General features: G+C 30.2%; 27 protein-coding genes. 1 reads left to right on the top strand and 26 read right to left on the bottom strand.

Annotated features, from left to right (window positions below; genetic code table 11):
* Positions 1-16: 16 nt before the first annotated feature.
* The 23 genes from spoIIID to H8R92_RS07585 all read right to left on the bottom strand — a co-directional run bounded on the left by spoIIID (position 17) and on the right by H8R92_RS07585 (position 20,339).
* Positions 17-268: a sporulation transcriptional regulator SpoIIID gene (gene spoIIID, locus H8R92_RS07695; RefSeq protein ID WP_022167343.1), complete on the bottom strand. Its 252-nt coding sequence runs from the start codon at positions 266-268 to the stop codon at positions 17-19.
* A gap of 82 nt (positions 269-350) precedes the next feature.
* Positions 351-1,157: a M23 family metallopeptidase gene (locus H8R92_RS07690; RefSeq protein ID WP_022211308.1), complete on the bottom strand. Its 807-nt coding sequence runs from the start codon at positions 1,155-1,157 to the stop codon at positions 351-353.
* Positions 1,158-1,296: 139 nt separating this feature from the next.
* Positions 1,297-2,346, bottom strand: coding sequence for a stage II sporulation protein D (gene spoIID, locus H8R92_RS07685; protein ID WP_022211309.1), 1,050 nt, complete (start codon positions 2,344-2,346; stop codon positions 1,297-1,299).
* Positions 2,347-2,545: 199 nt separating this feature from the next.
* A complete protein-coding gene (gene murA, locus H8R92_RS07680) occupies positions 2,546-3,811 on the bottom strand; it encodes a UDP-N-acetylglucosamine 1-carboxyvinyltransferase (protein ID WP_022211310.1) in 1,266 nt (421 codons plus the stop codon).
* A 20-nt stretch (positions 3,812-3,831) separates the two neighbouring features.
* Positions 3,832-4,473: a hypothetical protein gene (locus H8R92_RS07675; RefSeq protein ID WP_022211311.1), complete on the bottom strand. Its 642-nt coding sequence runs from the start codon at positions 4,471-4,473 to the stop codon at positions 3,832-3,834.
* Between the two features lie 171 nt (positions 4,474-4,644).
* Positions 4,645-5,046, bottom strand: coding sequence for an ATP synthase delta/epsilon chain alpha-helix domain-containing protein (locus H8R92_RS07670; RefSeq protein ID WP_022211312.1), 402 nt, complete (start codon positions 5,044-5,046; stop codon positions 4,645-4,647).
* Positions 5,047-5,057: 11 nt separating this feature from the next.
* On the bottom strand, positions 5,058-6,452 hold the full coding sequence (gene atpD, locus H8R92_RS07665) for a F0F1 ATP synthase subunit beta (protein WP_022211313.1): 1,395 nt from the start codon (positions 6,450-6,452) through the stop codon (positions 5,058-5,060).
* Between the two features lie 15 nt (positions 6,453-6,467).
* On the bottom strand, positions 6,468-7,316 hold the full coding sequence (gene atpG / locus H8R92_RS07660) for an ATP synthase F1 subunit gamma (protein WP_186835130.1): 849 nt from the start codon (positions 7,314-7,316) through the stop codon (positions 6,468-6,470).
* 37 nt (positions 7,317-7,353) lie between these two features.
* The gene (gene atpA, locus H8R92_RS07655; protein WP_022211315.1) at positions 7,354-8,868 is read right to left on the bottom strand and encodes a F0F1 ATP synthase subunit alpha; all 1,515 of its coding nucleotides are present in this window, start codon (positions 8,866-8,868) and stop codon (positions 7,354-7,356) included.
* A gap of 10 nt (positions 8,869-8,878) precedes the next feature.
* Entirely contained in the window at positions 8,879-9,418 is a 540-nt protein-coding gene (locus H8R92_RS07650) for a F0F1 ATP synthase subunit delta (RefSeq protein WP_022167334.1), read from the bottom strand.
* Positions 9,419-9,420: 2 nt separating this feature from the next.
* Positions 9,421-9,900 (bottom strand): F0F1 ATP synthase subunit B, encoded by a 480-nt coding sequence (locus tag H8R92_RS07645; RefSeq protein ID WP_022167333.1) that lies wholly within the window; start codon positions 9,898-9,900, stop codon positions 9,421-9,423.
* 57 nt (positions 9,901-9,957) lie between these two features.
* Positions 9,958-10,185, bottom strand: a complete 228-nt coding sequence (atpE, locus tag H8R92_RS07640) for an ATP synthase F0 subunit C (protein WP_022167332.1) — start codon at positions 10,183-10,185, stop codon at positions 9,958-9,960.
* Between the two features lie 20 nt (positions 10,186-10,205).
* Complete coding sequence (locus H8R92_RS07635; protein WP_022167331.1) at positions 10,206-10,889, bottom strand: F0F1 ATP synthase subunit A; 684 nt, start codon at positions 10,887-10,889, stop codon at positions 10,206-10,208.
* Positions 10,890-11,252, bottom strand: a complete 363-nt coding sequence (locus tag H8R92_RS07630) for an ATP synthase subunit I (protein WP_022167330.1) — start codon at positions 11,250-11,252, stop codon at positions 10,890-10,892.
* A 519-nt stretch (positions 11,253-11,771) separates the two neighbouring features.
* On the bottom strand, positions 11,772-12,953 hold the full coding sequence (locus tag H8R92_RS07625) for an acetyl-CoA C-acetyltransferase (RefSeq protein ID WP_022211316.1): 1,182 nt from the start codon (positions 12,951-12,953) through the stop codon (positions 11,772-11,774).
* A gap of 300 nt (positions 12,954-13,253) precedes the next feature.
* Positions 13,254-13,748, bottom strand: coding sequence for a deoxycytidylate deaminase (locus H8R92_RS07620; RefSeq protein ID WP_022211317.1), 495 nt, complete (start codon positions 13,746-13,748; stop codon positions 13,254-13,256).
* Between the two features lie 170 nt (positions 13,749-13,918).
* On the bottom strand, positions 13,919-14,548 hold the full coding sequence (gene upp, locus H8R92_RS07615; RefSeq protein WP_022211318.1) for a uracil phosphoribosyltransferase: 630 nt from the start codon (positions 14,546-14,548) through the stop codon (positions 13,919-13,921).
* Positions 14,549-14,585: 37 nt separating this feature from the next.
* On the bottom strand, positions 14,586-15,035 hold the full coding sequence (gene rpiB / locus H8R92_RS07610) for a ribose 5-phosphate isomerase B (RefSeq protein WP_022211319.1): 450 nt from the start codon (positions 15,033-15,035) through the stop codon (positions 14,586-14,588).
* A gap of 81 nt (positions 15,036-15,116) precedes the next feature.
* On the bottom strand, positions 15,117-16,166 hold the full coding sequence (locus H8R92_RS07605) for an L-threonylcarbamoyladenylate synthase (RefSeq protein WP_022211320.1): 1,050 nt from the start codon (positions 16,164-16,166) through the stop codon (positions 15,117-15,119).
* Between the two features lie 7 nt (positions 16,167-16,173).
* A complete protein-coding gene (locus tag H8R92_RS07600) occupies positions 16,174-16,773 on the bottom strand; it encodes a hypothetical protein (RefSeq protein ID WP_022211321.1) in 600 nt (199 codons plus the stop codon).
* 52 nt (positions 16,774-16,825) lie between these two features.
* A complete protein-coding gene (gene prfA, locus H8R92_RS07595) occupies positions 16,826-17,911 on the bottom strand; it encodes a peptide chain release factor 1 (protein ID WP_022211322.1) in 1,086 nt (361 codons plus the stop codon).
* Between the two features lie 70 nt (positions 17,912-17,981).
* Positions 17,982-19,736: a peptide chain release factor N(5)-glutamine methyltransferase gene (gene prmC, locus H8R92_RS07590; protein ID WP_022211323.1), complete on the bottom strand. Its 1,755-nt coding sequence runs from the start codon at positions 19,734-19,736 to the stop codon at positions 17,982-17,984.
* A 15-nt stretch (positions 19,737-19,751) separates the two neighbouring features.
* The gene (locus tag H8R92_RS07585; RefSeq protein ID WP_186835149.1) at positions 19,752-20,339 is read right to left on the bottom strand and encodes a thymidine kinase; all 588 of its coding nucleotides are present in this window, start codon (positions 20,337-20,339) and stop codon (positions 19,752-19,754) included.
* A 212-nt stretch (positions 20,340-20,551) separates the two neighbouring features.
* Here H8R92_RS07585 and rpmE point away from each other — a divergent pair, with 212 nt between their 5' ends.
* Positions 20,552-20,758, top strand: coding sequence for a 50S ribosomal protein L31 (rpmE, locus tag H8R92_RS07580; RefSeq protein WP_022211325.1), 207 nt, complete (start codon positions 20,552-20,554; stop codon positions 20,756-20,758).
* A gap of 42 nt (positions 20,759-20,800) precedes the next feature.
* Here the strand turns inward: rpmE and rho are convergent, their stop codons facing one another.
* The 3 genes from rho to H8R92_RS07565 all read right to left on the bottom strand — a co-directional run bounded on the left by rho (position 20,801) and on the right by H8R92_RS07565 (position 24,529).
* A complete protein-coding gene (gene rho / locus H8R92_RS07575; RefSeq protein ID WP_243166634.1) occupies positions 20,801-22,225 on the bottom strand; it encodes a transcription termination factor Rho in 1,425 nt (474 codons plus the stop codon).
* Positions 22,226-22,563: 338 nt separating this feature from the next.
* Positions 22,564-24,162, bottom strand: coding sequence for a CTP synthase (pyrG, locus tag H8R92_RS07570; protein WP_022211327.1), 1,599 nt, complete (start codon positions 24,160-24,162; stop codon positions 22,564-22,566).
* A 157-nt stretch (positions 24,163-24,319) separates the two neighbouring features.
* Positions 24,320-24,529, bottom strand: coding sequence for a hypothetical protein (locus H8R92_RS07565; protein ID WP_186835129.1), 210 nt, complete (start codon positions 24,527-24,529; stop codon positions 24,320-24,322).
* Positions 24,530-24,653: the final 124 nt, after the last annotated feature.

The following is a 24,653-nucleotide window of genomic DNA, read 5'->3' as shown; positions in this document are numbered from 1 at the left end:
ATATATAATAAAGTTATCATTCAATAGCTTTATACTTCATTTTGGTAGCTTTTCCACCTCTTATGTGTCGTTCTGATTTATTAAGTTCCAATACAGAATGTGTCTGTTCTGCTATAGCTGGATTAATCTTAGGAAGTCTCTCTGTCATATCCTTATGAATTGTACTCTTGCTTACTCCAAACACCTTTGCGGTCTTTCTAATTGTAGCCTTTGAATCTAATATATACTTAGCTACTTCTAATACTCTTTCTTCTATATAATCTTTCAAATTACTACCTCCTTTTTTAATAAAACAATCATACCTTCACTAGCCAAACTAATGGCCAGTGAAGATTTATGAAAATTTACATTTAAAAATTAAAATAACTTGATGGATCTACTGACTTTCCGTTAGAATCTTCAACTTGAAGATTTAAAACATCACCGCATATATCAGATGTGAATACTAAAGAACTATTTCCTATTATTCCAAGTTCTTGTCCTTCAGTTACCATATCTCCTTCTGAGACATATACTTCAGGATCCAAGTTAGCATATTTTGTTTTTAATCCATTTGCATGTGCAACAACTATATAATTACCATCTTCACTATTGCTTCCCACTTCTTTAACTTGACCTTCTGCAGCACACTTAACAACACTTCCAATAGGTGCTTGTAAATCTACACCTCTTCTAGTCATTATTATTTGTTCTTCATCAGTCTTTTTCACTTCAATCATTTCACCAAAAGTTCTACTTACAGTTGCTTCTAAGGGTAATGAAAAAACAATTCCATTTTCACTTCCAGACATCACTGCCGCATCTCCTGATTCAGCTATATCTGCAACTTCACTATCAGCTTCTGAAACAGTTGAAGTCTCTTCTTCATTTACAGACTCTGCTACTTCATTATTAGTAACATTGCTTGAATTGCTTTCAGCTCTCTCTGCATTTTGAATCTTTTCATTATTTGCACTTTCTGATGGTTCTAATGAAGTATTCTCCTCAACATTTAAACTTAAATTCTTTTCAGCACTATTATTCTTATTTGCTGTACTATTTCTATTTATGGTAAATACAGCAACAGTTGCTATAACACACAAGCAAATAAATAAAACAAAGTAAAAACCCTCCTTTCTAAAAAAGTTTTTAACTTTATCACTGTTGTTACTGTTCATATCAACACCTCCTTTTTGTAGTCTTACCGTTTTCATTGAATTAATTCAATTTAGACAACATTTCCGTATAACAAATTTCCCTTTAATATGACAAAAGGGTCCTTTGAAATATCTCAAAAGACCCTTTTATACATTATCACTATTCTGTTAATTCTAAGTTTGTTATTTCAACACCAGTATAATAATGCTTAAGTATTTCCTCATAATTGCTTCCATTCTTAGCCATTGCATTTGCTCCCCATTGACTCATACCTACTCCGTGCCCATACCCTTTACAATGAAAGGTTATATAATCACCATTGAATTCGTAAGTGAAATTAGTTGAGTTTAATGACAAAGCTTTTCTAAAATCTACACCTCTTATTTCTACATTATTGATATTTAGCTTTATTACTCCGCCTGCTGCACTGCTTGACTTTATGTTAAAATTATTTTTAATATTTTCTACTGTTACATTTAAATTAGTGAAATTTGAATTTAATAAATAGACAAAATCACTTATCTTCAAGGTCTTATCACTGGTATATTTAGGTGCTGATTCCTCTCCTGTACTTGCAACAGACCTTAAATATGGTATTTCTCCTAAATATACATCTTCTGAGTTTTCAGTTTGCCCTGAACTTGTGGAAAAGAACTGTGGATATAATACAAGTTCCCCTTCATAACTTAAAACTTGTCCACTTGTCTCGTCTACTGCTTCCTTTATTTTATTCCAATACTCATTTGCATAATCTGCATCCCATTTTTCCAACCGCTTTTCTTTTGATGTGTATACTTGACAATGGGTTGAATCGCAAATATCTATCCCTTCATGAAGGGTACATCTATTAAGTTTTTTACTGGCCAGATATGTCCTAGCAGTAACAGCTTGTGCTTTTAATGCTTCTTTTTCAAAATTAGCTGGCATCTCATTAGAAACGACACCACATATATAATCCTCTAAGTTAACTTCTTCAATTTCTCCTGTTTCAGTTATATATACCCTAATGGTTTCATTACCTTTCATTATTATATTATTATTTTGTTTTGCGCTAGCCTCCACTACTTCATTTGTATCAGTTATTTTTTCTACATCATTGGTACTTATCTTAGCACTTACCTTAGGCTTCATAATAAAAATTGGCATAGCAATCATAAATACTATAATAGCTAAAGTAGTAAATAATATACCTTTCAATTGTTTTGCCATAAAAGTTTTGTTTGCCCTCCTTATTCCTCCTACTCTAAATAAATATATGTATTAAAAATTAAAAATAATACTTTTTTAAAGTAGTTGAAAATACTAGACGTACTATAACTACCTATTAATTTACAGCAAAAATAAACTAGGATTTATATCAAACTTAAATACTGTTAATTTTGATATAAATCCTAGTTTAAGAAAGCCATTATTGAATTGTCACTCTTTCAATGTTAGCACCAAGCTTAATGAATTTTTCTTCTATATTAGTATATCCTCTATCTATATGATAAACTTCGCCAATTTCCGTCTGACCATTAGCCACAAGTCCAGCCAAAATCATGGCTGCTCCAGCCCTTAAATCTGTAGCTTTTACATTACATCCAGTAAGTTGGCTGACACCTTCAACTATAGCAACTTTACCATCTATTTTGATATTTGCTCCCATTCTTCCCAATTCACTAACGTGCATAAACCTATTTTCAAATACAGTCTCAGTAATAACACTTACTCCTGGAGTCATAGATAATAAAACCATCATTTGTGGTTGCATATCTGTAGGAAATCCTGGATAAGGCATTGTCTTTATATCTACAGGCTTTTTCTCACCAGTTCCATCAACAATCATTCTATTTCCTTCCACAATACAATGCACTCCACACTCTTTTAACTTTTCTATATTAGGCATTAAATGCTGTTCATTAACTCCATTAATAGTAAGCTTACTATTAGTTATAGCGGCAGCAACCATAAAAGTACCTGCTTCAATTCTATCAAAAATAGGAGTGAACGGTTCAGGCTTCCTTAAACTTTTAACACCTTCTATTGTAATTCTTCCAAATCCAGCACCAGTTATTCTAGCTCCCATGCTATTTAAAAACCGTGCTAAATCCCATATTTCTGGTTCCTCTGCTGCATTTTCTATTATTGTTTTTCCTTCTGCCAAAACAGCACTCATCATTATATTTTCTGTAGCTCCTACAGACGGAAAATCTAAGTAAACTCTGTTTCCTACTATTTTTTTAACTTTTGATTCTACATAGCCATATCCAATCTCTGAATCTATTCCTAAGCACTTAAATCCCTTTAGATGAAGATCTATTGGACGACTTCCTATATTACATCCACCTGGCATAGATATTTTACACCTGCCAAATCTTGAAAGCATTGGACCCATAATTAAAAAGGATGCTCTCATTTTTCTTATAAGCTCACTATTAGCATCCACTTCTTTCAAATTAGATGTATCTATAATTAAATCACCTGTTATCTGTGAAAAATTTACTTCACATTCCAATTCTCTTAATAAATTTATTAATACAGTTACATCTTCTAATATTGGTACATTTTTTATTACTATTGGAGTTGGATTTAGTATTGTTGCTACTATTATAGGTAAAACTGAATTTTTAGCAACGCTTATATCAACTTCCCCTTGAAGCCTCTTCCCACCTTTAACTATAATCTTTTCCATATTATCCTCCATATTTATTGTTAGTATGTTATGAAAATTGTTGGAGTACCAATAATTAAATATGATCCTGAATTATAATTAACTTGTGCAACATTAATACTTTTATCATCATTCATAACAATGTTACTTACTCTTCCATTATTAATTTCTAAGGATCTTATGGTATCTTGTTTACTATTTTCAATTATACTTTTAGGAATACTTTCAGCACTATATTTTGTTCTGTATTTTATAAATTGAAAAATTCTTGTGCCAATATACTCATTGCTTCTTATTTCTTTTGCAATATCTAATAAACTTTCTGTTTTCACAGAACTATCCTTATTTATTAATACTATTTCTACCTTTGTTTTATTATCTATACTGTATATACTTATGTCTATCTCAACATTTTTAATCTCAGCTTTAATATTATTTCCCTTATCTACTATATCTACTCCATATTTATTCATTATGCAATTTTCTATTCTTTCGTTTTCCTGATTTTCTGATAAATTAGTACAATACTGAAACTTTACCCCATTTTCTACTATGTCAAACTCTTGCGACATTGCATTTTCAATGGCAGCAAAACTATCTACATCTTGTTTTGCTAAACAATATCTTCCATTAATAATTAATAGAGAAAAGATTCCAAGAAATATAATAAGGATTTTTTTCATATATTATCTCCCACCCTTCCTCTAAAATTATTGTCCATATATTATTTTTTTATACAAATTTAATATATTATAATATATTAAAAAATCTCTAAAATTGTTACTATTCTACAAAAAGCAAGGATTTAATAATAAAAAAGACTACCTATTTTATATTTTAGGTAGTCTTTTTTATTAACCTTGGGCTAATGTTATTCTTGCAATAGCTCTTGCTAAAGATTTTTCAGCTCTCAAGATATCAATATTTTCTTTTTGTTTAAGTCGTTTTTCCGCTCTTTCTTTCGATTCTTCAGCTCGTCTTAAATCTATTTCTTCTTTATAATTCATTGAATCAACACAAAAATCAATTATATTATCTTTAACTCTTACTATCCCTGTAGCAGTAAATATTTTCTTTTCTGCACCATCAGCAGTTTTAATTCTACTAATGGTAGGTATAGTACTACTTATAATAGGTGCATGCCCTCTCATAAATTCTATTTGCCCTGATGAATTTTCTGTAATTAAAGAAATAATTTCCTCAGTAATTGGACTTCTTCCTGGAGCTATAATATTTAATTTAATTGTATTACTCATAGTTATATCTCCTACTTCATCTTATTAGCTTTTTGTATAACATCTTCGATGGTTCCTGCAAATAAGAATGCTGATTCAGGTAAGTCGTCGTGCTTTCCTTCTAATATTTCTTTAAATCCTCTTATAGTTTCTTTTATAGACACATATTTACCAGGCATACCTGTAAATTGTTCACCAACTGTAAATGGTTGTGATAAAAATCTTTGAACTTTTCTTGCTCTATTAACAATTGCCTTATCTTCATCAGATAATTCATCAATACCTAATATAGCAATTATATCTTGAAGTTCCTTATATCTTTCTAAGATATGTTTTACTTGTATAGCTACTTCATAATGCTCTTTTCCAACAATTCTTGGATCTAATATTCTTGAAGAAGATTCAAGAGGATCAACTGCTGGATATATACCAAGTTCAGATATAGATCTTGATAATACTGTAGTAGCATCTAAGTGAGTAAATGTTGTAGCTGGAGCTGGGTCTGTTAAGTCATCTGCCGGTACATATACTGCTTGAACAGATGTAATTGATCCATCCTTAGTTGAAGTAATTCTTTCTTCAAGTGCTCCCATTTCAGTTGCTAATGTTGGTTGATAACCAACAGCTGATGGAATTCTTCCAAGAAGCGCAGAAACTTCTGAACCTGCTTGTGTAAATCTAAATATGTTATCTATAAATAATAATACGTCTTGACCTTGATCTCTAAAATATTCTGCCATTGTAAGTCCTGTTAAAGAAACTCTCATTCTAGCCCCTGGAGATTCATTCATTTGCCCAAATACAAGAGCAGTCTTATTGATAACTCCTGAATCCATCATTTCATGATATAAATCATTACCTTCTCTAGATCTTTCTCCAACACCAGTGAATACAGATAATCCACCATGTTCTTTGGCTATATTGTTAATAAGCTCTTGGATTAATACTGTCTTACCAACACCAGCTCCTCCAAACAGCCCTATTTTTCCACCTTTTTGATATGGAGCAATTAAATCTATAACTTTGATACCTGTTTCGAACATTTCTGGCTCTAAAGATTGTTCCTTAAAACTTGGAGCTGGTCTATGTATTGGATAATACTCTTGACTTTCTACTGGACCGCAATTATCAATTGGATTTCCTAATACATTAAATAATCTTCCTAATACATTTTTCCCTACTGGTACAGAAATTGGTTTACCTGTATCAACAGCTTTAACCCCTCTCTTTAATCCATCTGTAGATTCCATGGCTATAGTTCTAACTATGTCATCTCCCATATGCTGTTCAACTTCAACAGCTAAAACATGATCACCCATATCTATTTTTATTTCATTATATATATTAGGCAATGAATCTGAATCAAATTTTATATCTACTACAGGTCCTATAACCTGAACAACTTTTCCTATTTTTTCTTCAGCCATTTGTCTACCTCCCTGTTACTTTTGAGCTTCAGCCCCACCAACTATTTCACTAATTTCTTGTGTAATAACTGATTGCCTTATTCTGTTATATTTTATATTTAAATTATTGATTATATCACTAGCATTTTCTGTAGCTCCATCCATAGCTGTCATTCTAGAACTTTGTTCACTGGCTTTAGCATGAAGCATACAATTTTGTAATTGACTCTTTAAATAAGTATCAATTGAATTATTTAAAACCTCTTCAAAATCTGGTTCGATTAAGTAGTCTTCCTTTTTACTACTATTAACTTCAAAAGGCAACATCTTAATTAATATAGGTTCTTGTTTCATTGGCGATATAAATTTTGTATATACTATATTAACCTCAGATACCTCACCTTGCTTATATAGATATATTGCTTCATTATATATTTTATTAATCTCTGATATAGTTGGAATATCTGGAATAGATACATATTCATTAAAAGTATTCAAGCTATATTTGCTCATATATGATAAACCTTTACTTCCAACTAGTACTATTTTTTCAGTTCCACTTTCATTATCTAAAACTTCCTTAAGATATGCTATAACATTATTATTATATCCTCCACATAGCCCTGTATCTGAAGTTAATACAATATACAATTTATCGCCTTTTCTTTCTGTGCAATATATTGATTCATATCCTTCTGGAAGATTTGAAACTACAACATCAACTATATCTTTGCATAGCTCGTTGTATTTTTCATTATTTGCAAGCTCATTTCTTACTTTTCTTAGTTTAGAAGTGGCAACAAGTCCCATAGCTTTGGTAATTTTTCTAGTACTTTCAACAGACTTTAATCTTCTTTTTATTTCTATAAGTCCCGCTGCTCCCACAGTTCTACCTCCTAAAGAATTGCATAGCTATTTAAAGCTATGCATTTTGTAAAAATATTTTTTTAAATTCTAAAATAGAGTTTTCAATTTTGACTTTTATTTCATCAGTCAATGCTCCCACTTCTACTATTTCTTTTAATAAATCTCTATAATGAGTATCAGCATATTCTAAGAATTCAGCTTCAAACTTTCTTATATCTGAAACATCTATATCAGATAAGAAATCATTAACTACTGCATAAAGAATAAGTATTTCTTTTTCTACATCCATTGGATTGTATTGATCTTGTTTTAATACTTCTACAATTCTCTTACCTTTTTCAAGTCTTCTCTTTGAGTCAGAATCTAAATCTGATCCAAATTGAGTAAAAGCTTCTAATTCTCTAAACTGTGCAAGCTCTAATCTTAAAGTACCTGAAACTTGTTTCATTGCTTTTATTTGAGCATTACCACCAACTCTTGATACTGAAATACCTGCATTAACAGCTGGTCTTTGACCTGCTAAGAATAATCCAGTTTCAAGGAATATCTGTCCATCAGTTATAGAAATAACATTTGTTGGAATATATGCTGTAACATCTCCAGCTAATGTTTCTATTATTGGAAGTGCAGTTAATGAACCTCCACCTAATTCATCTGAAAGCCTTGCAGCTCTTTCTAATAATCTTGAATGAATATAGAAAACATCTCCTGGATATGCTTCTCTTCCTGGTGGTCTTCTAAGTAATAGTGACATTGTTCTATATGCTACTGCATGCTTAGATAAATCATCATATATTATAAGAACATCTTTCCCTTGATGCATAAAGTATTCTCCAATACTACATCCAGCATATGGTGCTAAATATTGTAGTGGCGCACTTTCAGAAGCAGTGGCTGCTACTACTATTGAATAATCTAAAGCTCCCATAGTTTCTAATGTGTTAACAATATGAGCAACTGTTGATTGTTTTTGCCCTATAGCAACATATATGCAAATAACATCTTTTCCCTTTTGATTTAATATAGTATCGATAGCAATTGCTGTCTTACCAGTCTGTCTATCACCTATTATTAACTCTCTTTGACCTTTTCCAATTGGAATCATTGAATCAATAGCCTTAATACCTGTTTGTAATGGTTCTTTAACAGATTGTCTATCGATTATACTTGGTGCTGGAACTTCTATTGGTCTAGTTTCATTAGTTATTATTGGTCCTTTACCATCTATTTCTTCACCTAATGAATTAACTACTCTTCCAAGCATTCCTTCACCAACAGGGACTTCAACTATTTTATTAGTTCTTTTTACTATATCCCCTTCTTTTATTCCTTCTTCTGATCCAAGAAGTACACATCCTACATTATCTTGTTCAAGATTTAATGCCATACCAAATACGCCATTAGGGAACTCTAAAAGTTCACCTTGCATACAATCATCCAAACCGTATACTCTTGCTATACCATCACCGATCTGAATTATTGTACCAGAGTCTATGGTTTGAATCTGTGCACCATATCTTTGAATTTCTTTTTTTATAATTGATGTAATTTCTTCTGGTTTAATATTCATACCATCACCTCTATTCTGCACTAACCATTAATTTCTTTAATTCTTCTAATCTTAATTTTACAGTGCCATCCATTACTTCATTATTAACTCTTACATATATTCCACCTAGAATGCTTGAATCAATAACTTGTTGTAAAATAATTTTCTTATTATATTTCTTTTCAAGCTTTGTAATTAAATTATTATACTGCTCTTCACTTAAAGGTTCTGTAGTCTTTACTATTCCTCTATAAGTATTCTTTCTTTCAAGGTCGATTTTTTCCATTTCATTAAGCTTTTCTCTTAAGAATAGTATTCTATCCTTTTCTATTAATATTAATAAAAATGATAAAAGCTCTTCATCAATATTACCTTTAAAAATATTTATAAAAGTTTTCTTTTTTTGCTTTGTACTTATTTGAGGATGCTTAACTACCTCGTAAAAATCTTTATTATTATCTATAAGGTCACAAATTTCTCTTAAATCATTTAAATACTCTTGCACCTTTCCCTTTTCTTCTGCAACTTCATAAAGGGCAAGGGCATATCTTCGGTCTAAATACTCAAACATATTTAATTTCCTACCTCAGTAATAAACTCATCAATAAGCTCTTTATTTTTTTCTTTATCAATATTTTTTTCAATAACCTTAGTAGATAACTCTAAAGCTAAATCAATAGCTTCTTTCTTTAATTGATATTCAACCTTTTCTCTTTCTCTATTGATTTCAACTTTAGCTCTTTCGATGATTGTATTAGCCTCATTTTTAGCTTCTAACACAATTTCATCATAAATCTCTTCTGCTTTTCTTTTCTTTTCTTCTGTTATCTTTTTACCTTCTTCTCTAGCTTGCTTTAATATTCTTTCATTTTCAATAGCAAGAAGTCTAGCCTTGTTAGTAGCTTCTTCTGCATCATCCATCTGCTCATTTATGTATTCTTCTCTTTCGTCAATAATTGCCTTTACTTTTCCAAAGAAGAAATGCTTAAGTATTGCAAATAGAATAAAGAAGTTAATCAAACTTGCTAATATAAGCCCTAGGTTTATTTCCATAACAAAAATTCGCCTCCTTTTTTGGGAGTATTTATTAAATACCTAATTATGTTTTTATTAGAATACGAAAATTAATAAGATTGAAATTAATAATCCATAAATAGCTGTTGCTTCTGCAAACCCAGCACCTATAAGTAAAGTTGTTGTAATTTTACCACTTGCTTCAGGCTGTCTTGCTATACCTTCAACTGCTTTCCCTGTTGCTATACCTATTCCGATACCTGCTCCTATACCTACTAATACCGCTATTGCTGCTGCTATTGCTTTTACTCCTAAATCGCTCATTACTAAATACCTCCTAAAAATTAATGTTCTGCTACGACTTTCATATTTATCATTGTTAACATAACAAAGATAACCATTTGAATTGTTCCATCAAATACATCAAAATATGCATGTAATGGTACTGGAAGCCCTATCTGAGCTATCCATGCAACTTTTTCAAGTGATTCATACACTAGCTCAACGATAAATGACGCTGCTAGTATGTTACCAAATAATCTTAAAGACAATGAAACTGGAAGCATTATTCTCTCAATTATATTAAGTGGCAACATGAATAACATTGGCTCTCCGTAACCTAAAAAATAATGTCCTAGTCCTACTTTCTTAATTGCATATCCTTGTATTGCAAAGAATGAAATTAATCCTAAAGTAAGAGCTACACTATAATTCTTTGTTGTTGGAGCTATACCTATAAGTCCTAAAAGGTTCATAGGTAAGATAAATGCTGCTATAGTTCCTATAAAAGGAATTACATCCCTATATTTTTCTCCCATATTAGCATCTACCAAATTCATTAATGATGTGTAAATATATTCTACAACAATTTGTTTTTTACCTTCTGGTCTTCGTTTTAAATCTTTTGTTGACCACCAAGCTAATACTCCAACTAATAATATTACTATTAACTGAATTATTGCTTCTGGTTTTATATCTAAAGCAAGACCTCCGATGTAAAAGGTATAAATGGCTTCGCTAACATCCATTTAATCACTTCCTTTCTGGCTCTTAATCCAACCAAAAATTATAATTGGAAAATGTGTTATAAACCCTGCTAAATATAAAAGAAGATGATATTTATTATTTGCAAAAATTAATGCAATTATTATTACTGTTGAAATTCTAATAAATGTACTTACTACGGAAAATACATTTCCTTTTCCTGCATTTAGACTTTTGTCAAGAATAATACCTCTAATCACAAAGTTTAGCATAGCTATTATTATTCCTAATAAAAATATAAGTGCACCTTTAGGATTTATAAAGAAAATAATTAATGCAATAATTGACCCAAATAATATGTCCTCTTTTATAACAAGCTTTAAAAGAGCCTTCATTTCTATAGTCATATAAATCTCCTCCAGTAACTCTTGTATTATATTCCCGTTAAATAATTAATTAAAACCTCATATTTTTCAATTTCTTATGATTTATTCATTTTACATAAAAAAAATCAGTAATTTAGTTCTTTTTTCTTACTCAAGCTACATTTTTCAGCGTTTTTTATATAAAACTTGAAAGAAAATTCCCACCTATGCAATTGTCAGAATTTTCTCTCTTTTAATTTTAATATATTAATTATGATATCATTTTCATATTTGTATTTTATTAATTTTTTAAGTATTTTTTTATCATTTACTGCTATTTAAGGATTTCTATAAGGTATTTTATATTATATTGCAGAAATAAAATGAATAATTTAAATTGAAATTATTCATTTTATTTCACAATTTATTTATATAAAAATTTCTTTTGCTCACAACATATTTCTTATATACTTCTATTTTTCTTGGTTTCAGCAAAAAAACAAGAAGCATTCACTTATGAATACTTCTCATTTTTTTACTAAACATAATTAATTATGAGTGTTATCTTCTTTCAACTATCATGGCAGTTCCCATTCCACCACCTATACAAAGTGTTGCCAATCCCTTCTTAGCATCTCTTCTTTGCATTTCGTGTAATAAAGTTACTAATATTCTTGCACCAGATGCTCCAACTGGATGTCCTAATGCCACAGCTCCTCCATTTACATTTACTTTTGACATATCAAAGTGTAAATCTTTTGCAACAGCAATACTTTGTGCTGCAAAAGCTTCATTTGCTTCAATAAGATCCATATCTTCTACAGTTAAATTTGCACTTTGCATTACTGCCTTCGTTGCATGGAATGGTCCATATCCCATTATTGCAGGATCTAGTCCTTTATGTCCGTAAGATACTATTGTTGCTAAAGGAGTAACACCAAGTTCTTCTGCCTTTTCTGCACTCATCACTACAAATGCAGCTGCGCCATCATTAATCCCTGATGAATTACCTGCAGTAACCTTTCCATCCTTAATAAAACATGGTTTTAATCTAGCTAATCCTTCTATTGTTGAGCCAAATCTTGGTCCTTCATCTGTATCAAAAACTTTTGGTTCTCCTTTTCTTTGTGGGACCATAACTGGAACTATTTCATCTTTAAACTTTCCTTCTTTAATAGCCTTTTCAGCCTTTAATTGTGAATTAAGTGAGAATTCATCTAATTCTTCTCTAGTTAATCCCCATTCCTTTACTATATTCTCAGCAGTTACACCCATGTGATAATTGTTAAATGCATCACTTAAAGCATCTTTTATCATAGTGTCAACGATTTTTCCATCTCCCATTCTTTGACCCCATCTAGTAGTTTCTAATGCATATGGTGCCCTGGACATATTTTCCATACCACCTGCTACTACTACATCACAGTCACCAGCTTTAATCATTTGAGCTGCTAGAGCAACACTTCTAAGCCCTGATCCGCATACCATATTTATAGTCATTGCTGGAATTTCTATTGGAAGACCAGCCTTTACAGCAGATTGTCTTGCAACATTTTGTCCTAAACCTGCTTGTATAACATTCCCCATTACAACTTCATTAACTAACTCTGGCTTTATACCAGCTCTATTTACTGCTTCTTTAATTACTAGTGCTCCTAAGTCTACAGCTGGAATATCTTTTAGTGATCCTCCAAAAGTTCCTATAGCTGTCCTTACAGCACTTGCTATTACAACTTCTCTCATAAAATTACCCTCCAAAATTTACAATTTAATGTAATAAATGTTAAACAATTAACAATTTAATTATACATCTCTCTTTTTCCATATTCAACCAATTTTAAAAATATTTTAACCTTTTTGCATTTTATAATATTTATAGTTGCTTTTTAAAAATTCTATATTTCGAAGGATATTCTTTCATCTTTTTCTACATATAAAAAAATAGTACTACTTAACCTTTGAAATAACATAGACTAAATTTTAACTATCAATTTAATCTATTTATTTTACAAATTCAAATAATACTATTATTCATAAATATAATTATATTAATGATTTATCTAATGATAATTCAATTTTAAAATGTTCTGGTTCTAATTGAGTTAATTTAACTCCTGCAGCATTTAACATTCTTTTTGATGCCTTTACTATATCTGTTTCAGCATATTTATCACTTAAATATACTACTTCCTTTATCCCTGATTGTATTATTGCCTTTGCACATTCATTACAGGGAAATAATCCTACATATATTCTACATCCAGTTAAATCTTTGCCTTTACAGTTTAATATTGCATTTAATTCACCATGAACTACATATGCATATTTTGTATTTAACGTATCGCCTTCTCTTTCCCAAGGAAATTCATCATCAGAACATCCCTTAGGAAATCCATTATATCCTATACTTTCTATTATATTATTTTCATTTACTATGCATGCACCAACTTGAGTACTTGGATCTTTACTTCTTTTTCCTGATAAAAGTGCAACAGCCATGAAATAGTCATCCCACGATAGATATTCTTGTCTTTTCATCTTATATCCTCCTTTGTTTTTTAAATTATACTACTGCACATTATTTTTTTCTATACTAAGTATTAATCATAATAATTTTATTTACTCTTTTTCTTTACAACTTAAGTAACAATGTTAAATCTTTATATGCTTGTATATAAAAAAACGAAGCCTAAGCTTCGCTTTTTATATTATTTAGTTCCAAATAGTCTGTCTCCAGCATCTCCAAGACCTGGTACAATATATCCTTTTTCATTTAATTTTTCATCTATAGCAGCAACATAGATATCTACATCTGGGTGTTGCTCTTGCACTAATTCAATTCCATTTGGAGAAGATATTAAGCACATTAATCTAATTTTCTTTGCTCCCCTTTTCTTTAATAAAGTTATGGCATCTGCTGCTGACCCCCCTGTAGCTAACATTGGGTCAACTACAAAAATATCTCTTTCTGCTATATCTTGTGGAAGCTTACAGAAATATTCTACTGGTTGAAGAGTTTCTTCATCTCTATATAATCCTATGTGACCTACTTTTGCTGCTGGCACTAGGTTTAATATACCATCAACCATTCCAAGACCAGCTCTTAATATAGGTACTACAGCTAATTTCTTACCTGATAACATCTGACATTTTGTTGTACAAATAGGTGTTTCAATTTCAACTTCCTCTGTACTTAAATCTCTAGTTGCTTCGTAAGCCATTAACATAGATACTTCTTCTACTAATTCTCTAAAATACTTAGAACCTGTATTTTTACTTCTAATAAATGCTAATTTGTGTAATATTAAAGGATGATTAATTTGTGTTACTTTACTCATATGTTACCTCCAAATAAAAAAATAATCTTAATAATTATTATTTACTATATTTTTTTTCTATGTCTGTTATTTTGGCAATTCTTGTAGTATGTCTCCCACCTTGGAATTCTGCACTAAGGAATGTCTTTACTATATCTATAGCAAGACCTTTTCCTACCACTCTTTCTCCCATAGTAAGTATATTTGCATCATTATGTTCTCTAGTGGCATGTGCACTAAAAGTATCAGAACATAAAGCTGCCCTTACTCCTGGAACTTTGTTTGCCGCTATTCCTATACCAATTCCTGTCCCACATATTAGTATACCAAAATCAAATTCTTTGGCAGCTACTGCTTCAGCAACTGGTAACGAAATATCTGCATAATCACACGATTCTTCTGTATAAGTTCCAAAATCTTTAACTTCCATACCTTCTTCTTTTAAATAATTTAAAATTTCATTTTTTAAATTTAAACCGCCATGGTCACAGCCTAAAGCTATCTTCATACTCTACTCCTCCTTTAATAAATAAATTCTCAAGTTAATTTTTTTTATAAAAAAGGAGAATGGTAACCCACCCTCCCCTTATCATACTTTGATAATGTCATAGCCTGCAGCTTTATTAAGTCTATTCATAATTGCCAGACCAACTCCATCTTCTTCAAACCCTTGGCATAAAATATATTCTACACCTAAATCATCACATTTTCTTAAAGTTTCAAAAAGATTTTTTGCTATTTCATTTAAATTATCTTTTCTTCCCAGTGATAAAACTTCGCAATTTTTAAATCTATCTATATTTTCATCTGTAGTTATAATTGCTACTTTATTATTATTTTCAATATAATTTTCTAACATTTTGCACATTATTTCAACTGTTTTTTCATTTTTTCCACTAATAATTTTCAATTTAGCTTTTGGTGCATAATGCCTGTACTTCATCCCTGGTGCCTTTGGCTTTAAATCTTCTGATGGTTTTTCCTTTAATGCTTCATCTATAACTATATTTTCATCTACAGTTCTCAGCATTTCTAAGGTAATTCCACCTGGTCTAAGTACCATTGGAGGGTTTACTGTGCAATCAACTATGGTAGATTCTACCCCAATATTACTTCTTTCTCCACCTAAAATATAATCAATCTTTCCATCTAAGTCTTCTACACATCTTTCCATATCTGTAGGACTAGGTCTACCAGATATATTAGCTGATGGTGCTGCTATAGGTACTCCTGCTGCTTCTATAAGCTTTAGTGCTATTTCTGAATTTGGCATTCTTACCCCTATAGTAGAAAGCCCTGCACTTGTCTCATCTGGTACTATATCTTTCTTATTTAATATTATAGTCATTGGACCTGGCCAGAACTTATCTATTAGCTTTTCTGCCACTTTAGGTATATCCTTAACAAACTTTTCAATACTTTTAGAGCATACATGGATAATAAGAGGATTATCCTGTGGTCTACCCTTAGCTAAAAATATTTTCTTTACAGCTTCTCCATTTAATGCGTCAGCTCCTAGCCCATAAACTGTTTCTGTTGGAAAAGCTACTGTTCCACCTAATTTTATTATGTTTCCTGCTTCATTAATAAAATCTTTATCTTCATTTAAATTTCTTATTATGGCTACTTTTGTTTTCATTAGCCTTTTACCCTCTTTCATTAAAATTAATTTGCCCTCTAGCTATCTTTATACTTTCTATGGCGGCTGGAGTATATGCTGATTTAACACAGGTAGTATATATATTTTCTAAAAAAATATATTTTCTTAAACTTCCATTTCTTATTATCTGAAAATAATAAGTTTGTTCTTCATTGATTTTTTTTAATCTATTATATTCACGCTCAACTTCAGGATATCTTTTTAAAAATCCCTTTACTATAGGTCTAGCCTTCTTATTTCTAAACTTACTTGATGTTACAATTATTATCTCAAGTTCTTCTCTATCTTTATTGGTATGCACAATAGCCACATTATCACATAGTATTATGCTTTCTCTTAAAAATAATCCCTGCCTTATTTTAAACCTGCTATTATAATATTTAAATTTCAAAGTACATATATTTATCCTTGCCAGTATTGCTATTAAAATTAAAAATTCAATAATTGCTATATATACATAAACAAATGTATTTTTTAAGTTTGCTAAATAAGCCAAAGTTGGTATTAACACAGACAAGATACCCATTATAATAAAAAATATATTTTCTTTTTTTCTTATTCTTTTTAATGCTCTATTTATTTCCATACTACTTTTTACTTATTGAAAAAGCCTTACAAATTAATGCAAGGCTTTTTAATTACATTGAATCAGTATTTCCCATTGCTTTCATTTTTTCTGCTTGATCTGCAGTAATTAAAGCATTGATTACTTCATCTATATCTCCATTTAAGAATGAATCTAATTTATATAATGTTAATCCAATTCTGTGATCTGTTACTCTTCCTTGTGGATAGTTGTAAGTTCTTATTCTTTCACTTCTATCCCCTGTTCCTACCTGGCTCTTTCTATCTTCAGCTATTCCAGCTAATCTTTCTGCTTCTGCAACTTCATATAATCTAGCTCTTAAAACTTTCATAGCCTTTTCTTTATTCTTAAGCTGTGACTTTTCATCTTGGCAAGCAACTACTGTTCCTGTAGGTAAGTGAGTAATTCTTACTGCTGAATCTGTAGTATTAACACATTGTCCACCATTACCAGATGATCTATAAACGTCAATTCTTAAGTCTTTTTCATGGATTTCTATATCAACATCATCAACTTCTGGAAGTACTGCTACTGTAGCTGTTGATGTATGAATTCTTCCTGAACTTTCTGTATCAGGAACTCTTTGAACTCTATGAACTCCACTTTCATATTTTAACTTAGAATATGCACCAGCACCTTTTATCATAAAAACAACTTCTTTGAATCCACCAAGGTCATTTTCATTTGAACTCATAAGTTCTACTGACCATCTATTATTTTCGGCATATCTTGTGTACATTCTAAATAGGTTAGCTGCAAATAGAGCTGCTTCATCTCCACCAGCTCCACCTCTGATTTCAACAAATACGTTCTTATCATCATTTGGATCTTTTGGTAATAATAATATTTGTATCTTATTTTCTAATTCTATTTCTTGTTCTTTTAACATAGAAATTTCTTCAGATAACATTTCTCTCATTTCTTTATCTGATTCTTCTTCTAACATTTCCTTATTTGCTTCAAGGTCTTCTAAAACCTTTTTATATTCTCTATATGCTGTAACGATTATCTCTAAGTCAGCATGTTCCTTACAAAGCTTTCTCCATTCTTTTTGGTTAGCCATTATAGAAGGATCTGATATTTTTACTGAAAGCTCTTCATATTTATTTTCTGTAAATGCTAATTTATCTAATAACATAGTATCACTCCATACTGTTTTTTTTCATATTGAAATATTATATCATATTTAATCTAATTATATCAAGATTTTAGAAATTTCCTATTACTACCCTGTCTAATCCTGCTAAATCTTGAATAACTTTAATATTTTTAAACCCATTTTCTTCCATCAGAACTTTTACCTTCTCACCTTGATCATATCCTATTTCAAATGCAAGTATACCATTTTCATTTAACACCTTACGGCTCTCAGAAACTATTATATTATAGAAATCCATTCCATCTTCTCCACCAGCTAGAGCTGTATGTGGTTCATAATCTTTCACATCTTCCATTAAATCATCAATTACTTCATCAGCTATATATGGAGGATTAGATACTAATATATCATATTTCTTGCCATCTTCTATAACTTTATTCAATAAATCACTTTTAATGAATTCTGTTCTTTCTTCTAAATTATGTTTAACTATATTTTTTTTAGTTACTTTTTCAGGTATAGGATAAAAATCAACTAAATCTACCTTTATATTATTTCTTAAAGCTGCTAATGATATGCCGATAGCTCCACTTCCACAACACAAATCACATATACTTATAGCCTCTTCTTCACCTATATATTTTAGCACTTCTTCAACTAAAACTTCTGTATCTCCCCTTGGAATCAAAACTCCTTCTTCCACATAAAAATCTAATCCCATAAATTCAACATCTTTTAATATATATGCCATAGGCATTTTCTCTTTTCTCTTTTTAATAAGTTGTTTAAACTTATTTTCATTAAGATTACTTACTTCCTCATCTTTATTTAATATTAAATATATTTTATCTTTATTTAACACCTTTGTTAATAATAACTGGCAGTCTAATATATAAGTATCTATTTCTGCTTCCTTTAACTGCTGGTTACCATATATGAGAAGTTCTCCAATAGTCTTCATATCTTTTATCCCCTCTGCAGCCATCAATGACTTGATTGCAACTTCTATTTGCATGTCATCTGGCTCTTTTGTTGTTAGTTTTTGTAGCATCAGCCCTGGATAAGCAATTATCTTGCTAAGCTTACTTTCTGACCTTCCTAGCCATTTAATTATTTCATAGCTTATTCCAGCTACTACTGGTAATAATACTATCCTAATTATTATACGTTCTATAAAATTGCCCCAGCCTGTAAAAGTATATAATAATATACTTACAAACATAGTAAGAAATATAAAATTAGTTCCACATCTAGGATGTAACCTGCTTTGTTTTTTTACATTTTCAATAGTAAGCCTCTGCTCATTTTCATAGCAAAAAATTGTTTTATGTTCTGCACCATGATATTGAAATACTCTGTAAATATCCTCCATATTACTTATAAGAAACATATATAATATAAGTATAGCAATTCTGATGGATGCTTCTATTAAATTTAAAATAATGCTAGAAAAGCCAAAGGTTTTAAATATAGAAGCTATAGAAGTTGGAATACCAATAAATATTCCAATAGAAACTACAAATGATAGCATCATAGTTAATGTAATAATTAAATCACCAGCTAATTTTTCACCAAATACATCTTTTATCAATTTTTCAAATGCGCTTTCCTCTTCTTCCTCTTCAAAAAATGATGCTGAATAGTTTAATGTCTTTATGCCAATAATTAATGAATCTAGCAAGGCCGTTATTCCTCTTATAAATGGCAATGATAAAATTTTATATTTTTTAGTTAATGAAACTGTTTTTTTTACACTAACCTTTATTTTACCCTTTGGTGTTCTTATTGCTGTAGCCATACCTTTGGAGCCACGCATCATAACACCTTCAATTACAGCTTGCCCCCCTACATCACACTTTCTCATATCATCACACTTTCATTATTTATTATTTTTATGTCTAAAGTAACAATGTCCACATAAAGATTCATACTGCACATTATCAATATTATCTATAGCTACCTGCTCACCTTCAAAAACAAATTCCCCATTTATCTTTCTACCATTTAAGATAGCCTTTCTGCCACATTTACAAATGGTCTTCATCTCTTCTATGCTGTGAGCTAATAATAAAAGTCTTGTACTTCCTTCAAAACCTTCCATCATAAAATCAGTTCTTAAACCATAGCATATAACTGGAATATCAAGAACCACTGCTATTTTAAATAACTGGTCTACTTGTTCCTTAGTCATAAATTGAACTTCATCAACTAATATACAATTTACCTTAAATTTAACTTCTTGCCATTTTTGTATTTCTTCATAGATATTCATTTTTTCTAGACAAAGTATATCAACTTTTCTTTCTACACCTAATCTTGAAACTAATTTATCTCCACCCTTTTTATCAGTTGCAGGTTTTATTAAGATAACCTTCATTCCTCTTTCTTCATAATTATGTGCCACCTGCATCAAATGAGTAGACTTTCCTGAATTCATTGCTCCGTATCTAAAATATAATTTACTCATCATATCTCTCCCTCTTCTGTAATATCTACTCAGATTATATCATTTTAACTGTTATTTAATAAAGATGTTTTTATTTCCTATAATTCACTTATTCCTGATAATGTTTTATTGATGCAATTTTATTGACTGCTTATTAAATTGTGTGTTATACTTTTTAAAGTCATTGGAGATTTTACTTTAATGATATATTTTTATTGAAAGAGGTGAAAAATATGAGAGAAGGCATACATCCAGAATACCATCACGATGCAGTGGTTAAGTGTGCATGTGGAAATACTTTTACAACAGGTTCAGTTAAACCAGAATTAAAGATTGATATATGTTCAAAATGCCACCCATTCTTCACTGGTAAGCAAAAAATCGTTGATATCGGCGGTAGAGTTGATAAATTTAACAAGAAATTCGGTCTTAACAAATAAGATTGTTTTTAAAAAAACGGGAAAGATATCTTTCCCGTTTTTTTATTTCTTCATAACTTCATTTTTTATGAATAACTCCATAAATTCTTTATTATTCTTAGTTTTTGATAGCATATTTATTAATGTTTCAGTAATACTTTCTATATTTCCATCTCTATTCATATTTTTTCTTATAGCAAAAGCAACTTCTTTTTCTTCATCTGATAATAATAAGTCTTCTTTTCTAGTACCTGACTTATAAATATCTATAGCTGGGAATATTCTTCTTTCTTGTAGCCTTCTATCTAAATGAACTTCCATATTTCCTGTTCCTTTAAATTCTTCAAAAATCATATCATCCATTCTTGAACCTGTTTCTACTAATGCCGTAGCTAATATTGTTAAACTTCCTCCTTCTTCTATATTTCTTGCAGCTCCAAAGAATTTCTTTGGCATTAATAAAGCTCCTGGATCAAGCCCACCTGATAAAGTTCTTCCTGTTGGTGTTATAGTTAAGTTATATGCTCTTGAAAGTCTTGTAATACTATCCATAAGAATAACCACATCTTTCCCTTGTTCAACCATTCTCTTTGCTCTTTCAAGAACCATTTGTGATACTTTAGCATGATTTTGTGGTTCTTCATCAAAAGTAGAGTAAATTACATCTCCTTTAATAGATCTCTTCATATCTGTAACTTCCTCTGGTCTCTCATCTATTAATAATACTATAAGCTTTATATCAGGATAATTCTTTGAAATATTTTGTGCTATTCTTTTTAATAATGTAGTTTTACCTGCTTTAGGTGGTGCAACTATTATCCCTCTTTGTCCCTTTCCTATTGGACACATAAAATCCATAAGTCTTGAAGATAAATCCCTACCGTTATCAGTTTCTAAATGTAATCTTTCATTAGGATATATAGGAGTCAAATTTTCAAAATTCTTTCTTCCTATAGCCTTATCTGGTGATTCACCATTTACCTTTTCCACAAATAATAGTGCTTTAAACTTTTCACCATCTTTTGCTTCTCTTACTTTTCCTTCTACTTCATCACCTGTTCTTAAGTTAAACCTTCTTATTTGTGACGGTGAAACATATATATCGTTTTCTCCAGTAAGATAATTACTACATCTTAAAAAACCAAAGCTATTGTTTTCTTGAATTTCTAAAACCCCTTTAGAAGAATTAGATTCATTAATCATAACCTTTAATCTTTCCTTCTTCTCTTCCTTTTCTTCTTCTGTTACATTATATCTATCTCTTGAATCGCTTGCATAAGCTTCACTATTTACATTTTCATCTATATGTATACTAGCTTCTATGTTTCTATTCTTAGGTGCAATTTTTTCTGTTAAAATTACCCCATTCTTTTCTATTTTATTAGGAGTTATTTTCACTAACTCTTCAATTAATTCACTTTTCTTTAATTTACTAATATTTTTTATACCTTTTTCCTTAGCTATTTCTTTTAAGGTAGCTAAAGTCATTTCATTATAGTTTTCTGTTTCCAAATTTATACCTCCATAATATTTTATATTTTTTTGGGATTCATTTAAGATTGCACTTTTAGACTTGAAAAAATGAATTGAAATAAAACCTTAGTATTTGCATATATAATTATCCATCAATAATATACATATTTCAATAAAAAGTTATACTATAAGATTATCCTTTTTTATAATTTATTATACCAAGTATAATCATAATAACATTCATAAAGTTAATATTGTTTCCATTATTGGACTATTTGCCGTCAAATTGTTGCCAATACTGGGCACACCTAAAAAAAAGTACTGCAATTTTTTATTGCAGAACTTCTTATTAATTATTTTTCTAAAGCAGCCTTTATTAATCCTGTGAATAGAGGATGCGGTCTGTTTGGTCTAGATTTTAACTCTGGATGGAATTGTGCTGCCACAAACCACTTATGATTTGGAATTTCTACAATTTCAACTAATCTTTCATCTGGACTTGTTCCTACTATTTTCATTCCTGCTTCACTTATTTGTTGTCTAAATTTATTATTAAATTCATATCTATGTCTATGTCTTTCTGATATATTTTCTTCACCATATACTTCAAAGGACTTGGATTCTTTATTTAATATACATGGATAAGCTCCTAATCTCATAGTACCGCCTAAATCTTGTACATCCTTTTGATCATTCATTAAATCTATTACTGGATACTTTGTTTCTGAATCTATTTCTGAACTATTAGCTCCTTCATATCCTAAAACATTTCTAGCAAATTCAATTACTGCTGTCTGCATTCCTAAGCATATTCCTAAGAAAGGTATATTATTTTCTCTTGCATATTTGATAGCTTCAATCTTTCCTTCTACTCCTCTATCACCAAATCCACCCGGAACTAAAATACCATCAACATTATTGAATATGTTCTTAGCATTTTCAGCAGTAACATCTACAGCATTTATCCACTGTATCTTAACATTCGCTTCATTAGCAAGTCCACCATGGTTTAAAGCTTCTACTACCGAAATATATGCATCATGTAATTCTACATATTTACCTACTAAAGCAATAGTAACTTCCTTCTTAAGATTTTTCATTCTATCAACCATATCAATCCATTCGTTATTGTTGATATCTATGCATCCTAATTGTAATTTTTCAACAACTAGCCTATCTAATCCTTCTCTATGTAACATTAATGGAACTTCATATAAGCTATTGGCATCTAAGTTCTGTATAACATTTTTAGCTTCTAGATTACAGAATAAACCTATCTTACTTCTTAAACTTTCATTTAATGGCTTTTCTGATCTACATACTATTATGTCTGGTTGAATGCCAATGCTTCTTAATTCCTTCACTGAATGTTGTGTTGGCTTAGTCTTTAACTCTCCAGCCTTTCCTAAGTAAGGAACTAAAGTAACATGAATAAAGCATACATTATCTCTTCCTACTTCATATTGTACTTGTCTAATTGATTCTAAAAATGGAAGCGATTCAATATCTCCTACTGTTCCACCTATTTCAGTTATAACTACATCAACATCTGTTTCTTTACTAACTGCATAAATTCTATCCTTTATTTCATTAGTTATATGAGGTATTACTTGAACTGTTCCTCCAAGGTATTCACCTCTTCTTTCCTTAGCAATTACATCTCCATATATTTTCCCTGTTGTAACATTATTGTTTTTGCTTAAGCTTTCATCAATGAATCTTTCATAATGTCCTAAATCTAAATCTGTCTCTGCACCATCATCTGTAACAAAAACTTCTCCATGTTGATATGGACTCATTGTACCTGGATCCACATTTAAATACGGATCAAACTTTTGAATTGATACCTTTAATCCCCTATTTTTTAATAATCTCCCTAATGATGCTGCTGTTATTCCCTTTCCTAAAGCTGATGCAACACCACCAGTTACAAAAACATATTTAGTAGCCATTATTTTTCCTCCTAATTTATATTTTTAATGTTGACACTTGATTTTATCTTTGATATAATATAAATTACCCCACTAATTACACAAGCGGGGTAATCCTTAATTCATAAATAAAATCATATCACATTAGTTATATTTTATCTAGTGTTTTTTGTCTTTTTTAAAAATTTTTCTCTATCTTTTCCTCTAAGTAAAAGAAATTATCTCTAAATTCCTTATTCATCAGTAATTTTTCTTCAGCTTTTACTATATTATTCTTGATTGTCTTATCAGATTTCAGCTGAAGCTGATCCTTTATGAGCCCTTTATCTAAGCAATTAAATTTTCTCATTAATAAAAGTAGTAAGTATTTACATTCTCTTCTTTTCATAATTACGCATATTTCTTCATCATCAATTCCATAAAATTGAGCAATAATTTGTATAATTACTAGATACTTTTCTATATATATTCACTCCTTTCCCCTTTTTATATAATTATTTCCATATAAATAT

Source organism: Clostridium lentum (genome assembly GCF_014287815.1).
GTDB lineage: Bacteria > Bacillota > Clostridia > Clostridiales > Clostridiaceae > Clostridium > Clostridium lentum.
The sequence above is the reverse complement of the archived record's forward strand: the minus strand, read 5'-3'. Positions and strand labels throughout refer to the sequence as shown.

Coding starts and splice junctions, on each gene's coding strand:
- H8R92_RS07585 (WP_186835149.1), bottom strand. CDS start 20,339: ATGAGTAAATTATATTTTAGATACGGAGCAATGAATTCAGGAAAGTCT.
- upp (WP_022211318.1), bottom strand. CDS start 14,548: ATGAGTAAAGTAACACAAATTAATCATCCTTTAATATTACACAAATTA.
- H8R92_RS07600 (WP_022211321.1), bottom strand. CDS start 16,773: ATGGAAATAAATAGAGCATTAAAAAGAATAAGAAAAAAAGAAAATATA.
- H8R92_RS07675 (WP_022211311.1), bottom strand. CDS start 4,473: ATGAAAAAAATCCTTATTATATTTCTTGGAATCTTTTCTCTATTAATT.
- murA (WP_022211310.1), bottom strand. CDS start 3,811: ATGGAAAAGATTATAGTTAAAGGTGGGAAGAGGCTTCAAGGGGAAGTT.
- prmC (WP_022211323.1), bottom strand. CDS start 19,736: ATGAGAAAGTGTGATGTAGGGGGGCAAGCTGTAATTGAAGGTGTTATG.
- atpE (WP_022167332.1), bottom strand. CDS start 10,185: ATGAGCGATTTAGGAGTAAAAGCAATAGCAGCAGCAATAGCGGTATTA.
- spoIID (WP_022211309.1), bottom strand. CDS start 2,346: ATGGCAAAACAATTGAAAGGTATATTATTTACTACTTTAGCTATTATA.
- H8R92_RS07650 (WP_022167334.1), bottom strand. CDS start 9,418: ATGTTTGAGTATTTAGACCGAAGATATGCCCTTGCCCTTTATGAAGTT.
- H8R92_RS07630 (WP_022167330.1), bottom strand. CDS start 11,252: ATGACTATAGAAATGAAGGCTCTTTTAAAGCTTGTTATAAAAGAGGAC.
- rho (WP_243166634.1), bottom strand. CDS start 22,225: ATGACTTTAGCTACCTTAAAAGAAATAGCTAAGGAAAAAGGTATAAAA.
- H8R92_RS07670 (WP_022211312.1), bottom strand. CDS start 5,046: ATGAGTAATACAATTAAATTAAATATTATAGCTCCAGGAAGAAGTCCA.
- pyrG (WP_022211327.1), bottom strand. CDS start 24,162: ATGGCTACTAAATATGTTTTTGTAACTGGTGGTGTTGCATCAGCTTTA.
- H8R92_RS07605 (WP_022211320.1), bottom strand. CDS start 16,166: ATGAAAACAAAAGTAGCCATAATAAGAAATTTAAATGAAGATAAAGAT.
- prfA (WP_022211322.1), bottom strand. CDS start 17,911: ATGTTATTAGATAAATTAGCATTTACAGAAAATAAATATGAAGAGCTT.
- H8R92_RS07620 (WP_022211317.1), bottom strand. CDS start 13,748: ATGAAAAGACAAGAATATCTATCGTGGGATGACTATTTCATGGCTGTT.
- H8R92_RS07635 (WP_022167331.1), bottom strand. CDS start 10,889: ATGGATGTTAGCGAAGCCATTTATACCTTTTACATCGGAGGTCTTGCT.
- H8R92_RS07690 (WP_022211308.1), bottom strand. CDS start 1,157: ATGAACAGTAACAACAGTGATAAAGTTAAAAACTTTTTTAGAAAGGAG.
- rpmE (WP_022211325.1), top strand. CDS start 20,552: ATGAGAGAAGGCATACATCCAGAATACCATCACGATGCAGTGGTTAAG.
- atpA (WP_022211315.1), bottom strand. CDS start 8,868: ATGAATATTAAACCAGAAGAAATTACATCAATTATAAAAAAAGAAATT.
- rpiB (WP_022211319.1), bottom strand. CDS start 15,035: ATGAAGATAGCTTTAGGCTGTGACCATGGCGGTTTAAATTTAAAAAAT.
- atpD (WP_022211313.1), bottom strand. CDS start 6,452: ATGGCTGAAGAAAAAATAGGAAAAGTTGTTCAGGTTATAGGACCTGTA.
- H8R92_RS07645 (WP_022167333.1), bottom strand. CDS start 9,900: ATGGAAATAAACCTAGGGCTTATATTAGCAAGTTTGATTAACTTCTTT.
- H8R92_RS07625 (WP_022211316.1), bottom strand. CDS start 12,953: ATGAGAGAAGTTGTAATAGCAAGTGCTGTAAGGACAGCTATAGGAACT.
- H8R92_RS07565 (WP_186835129.1), bottom strand. CDS start 24,529: ATGAAAAGAAGAGAATGTAAATACTTACTACTTTTATTAATGAGAAAA.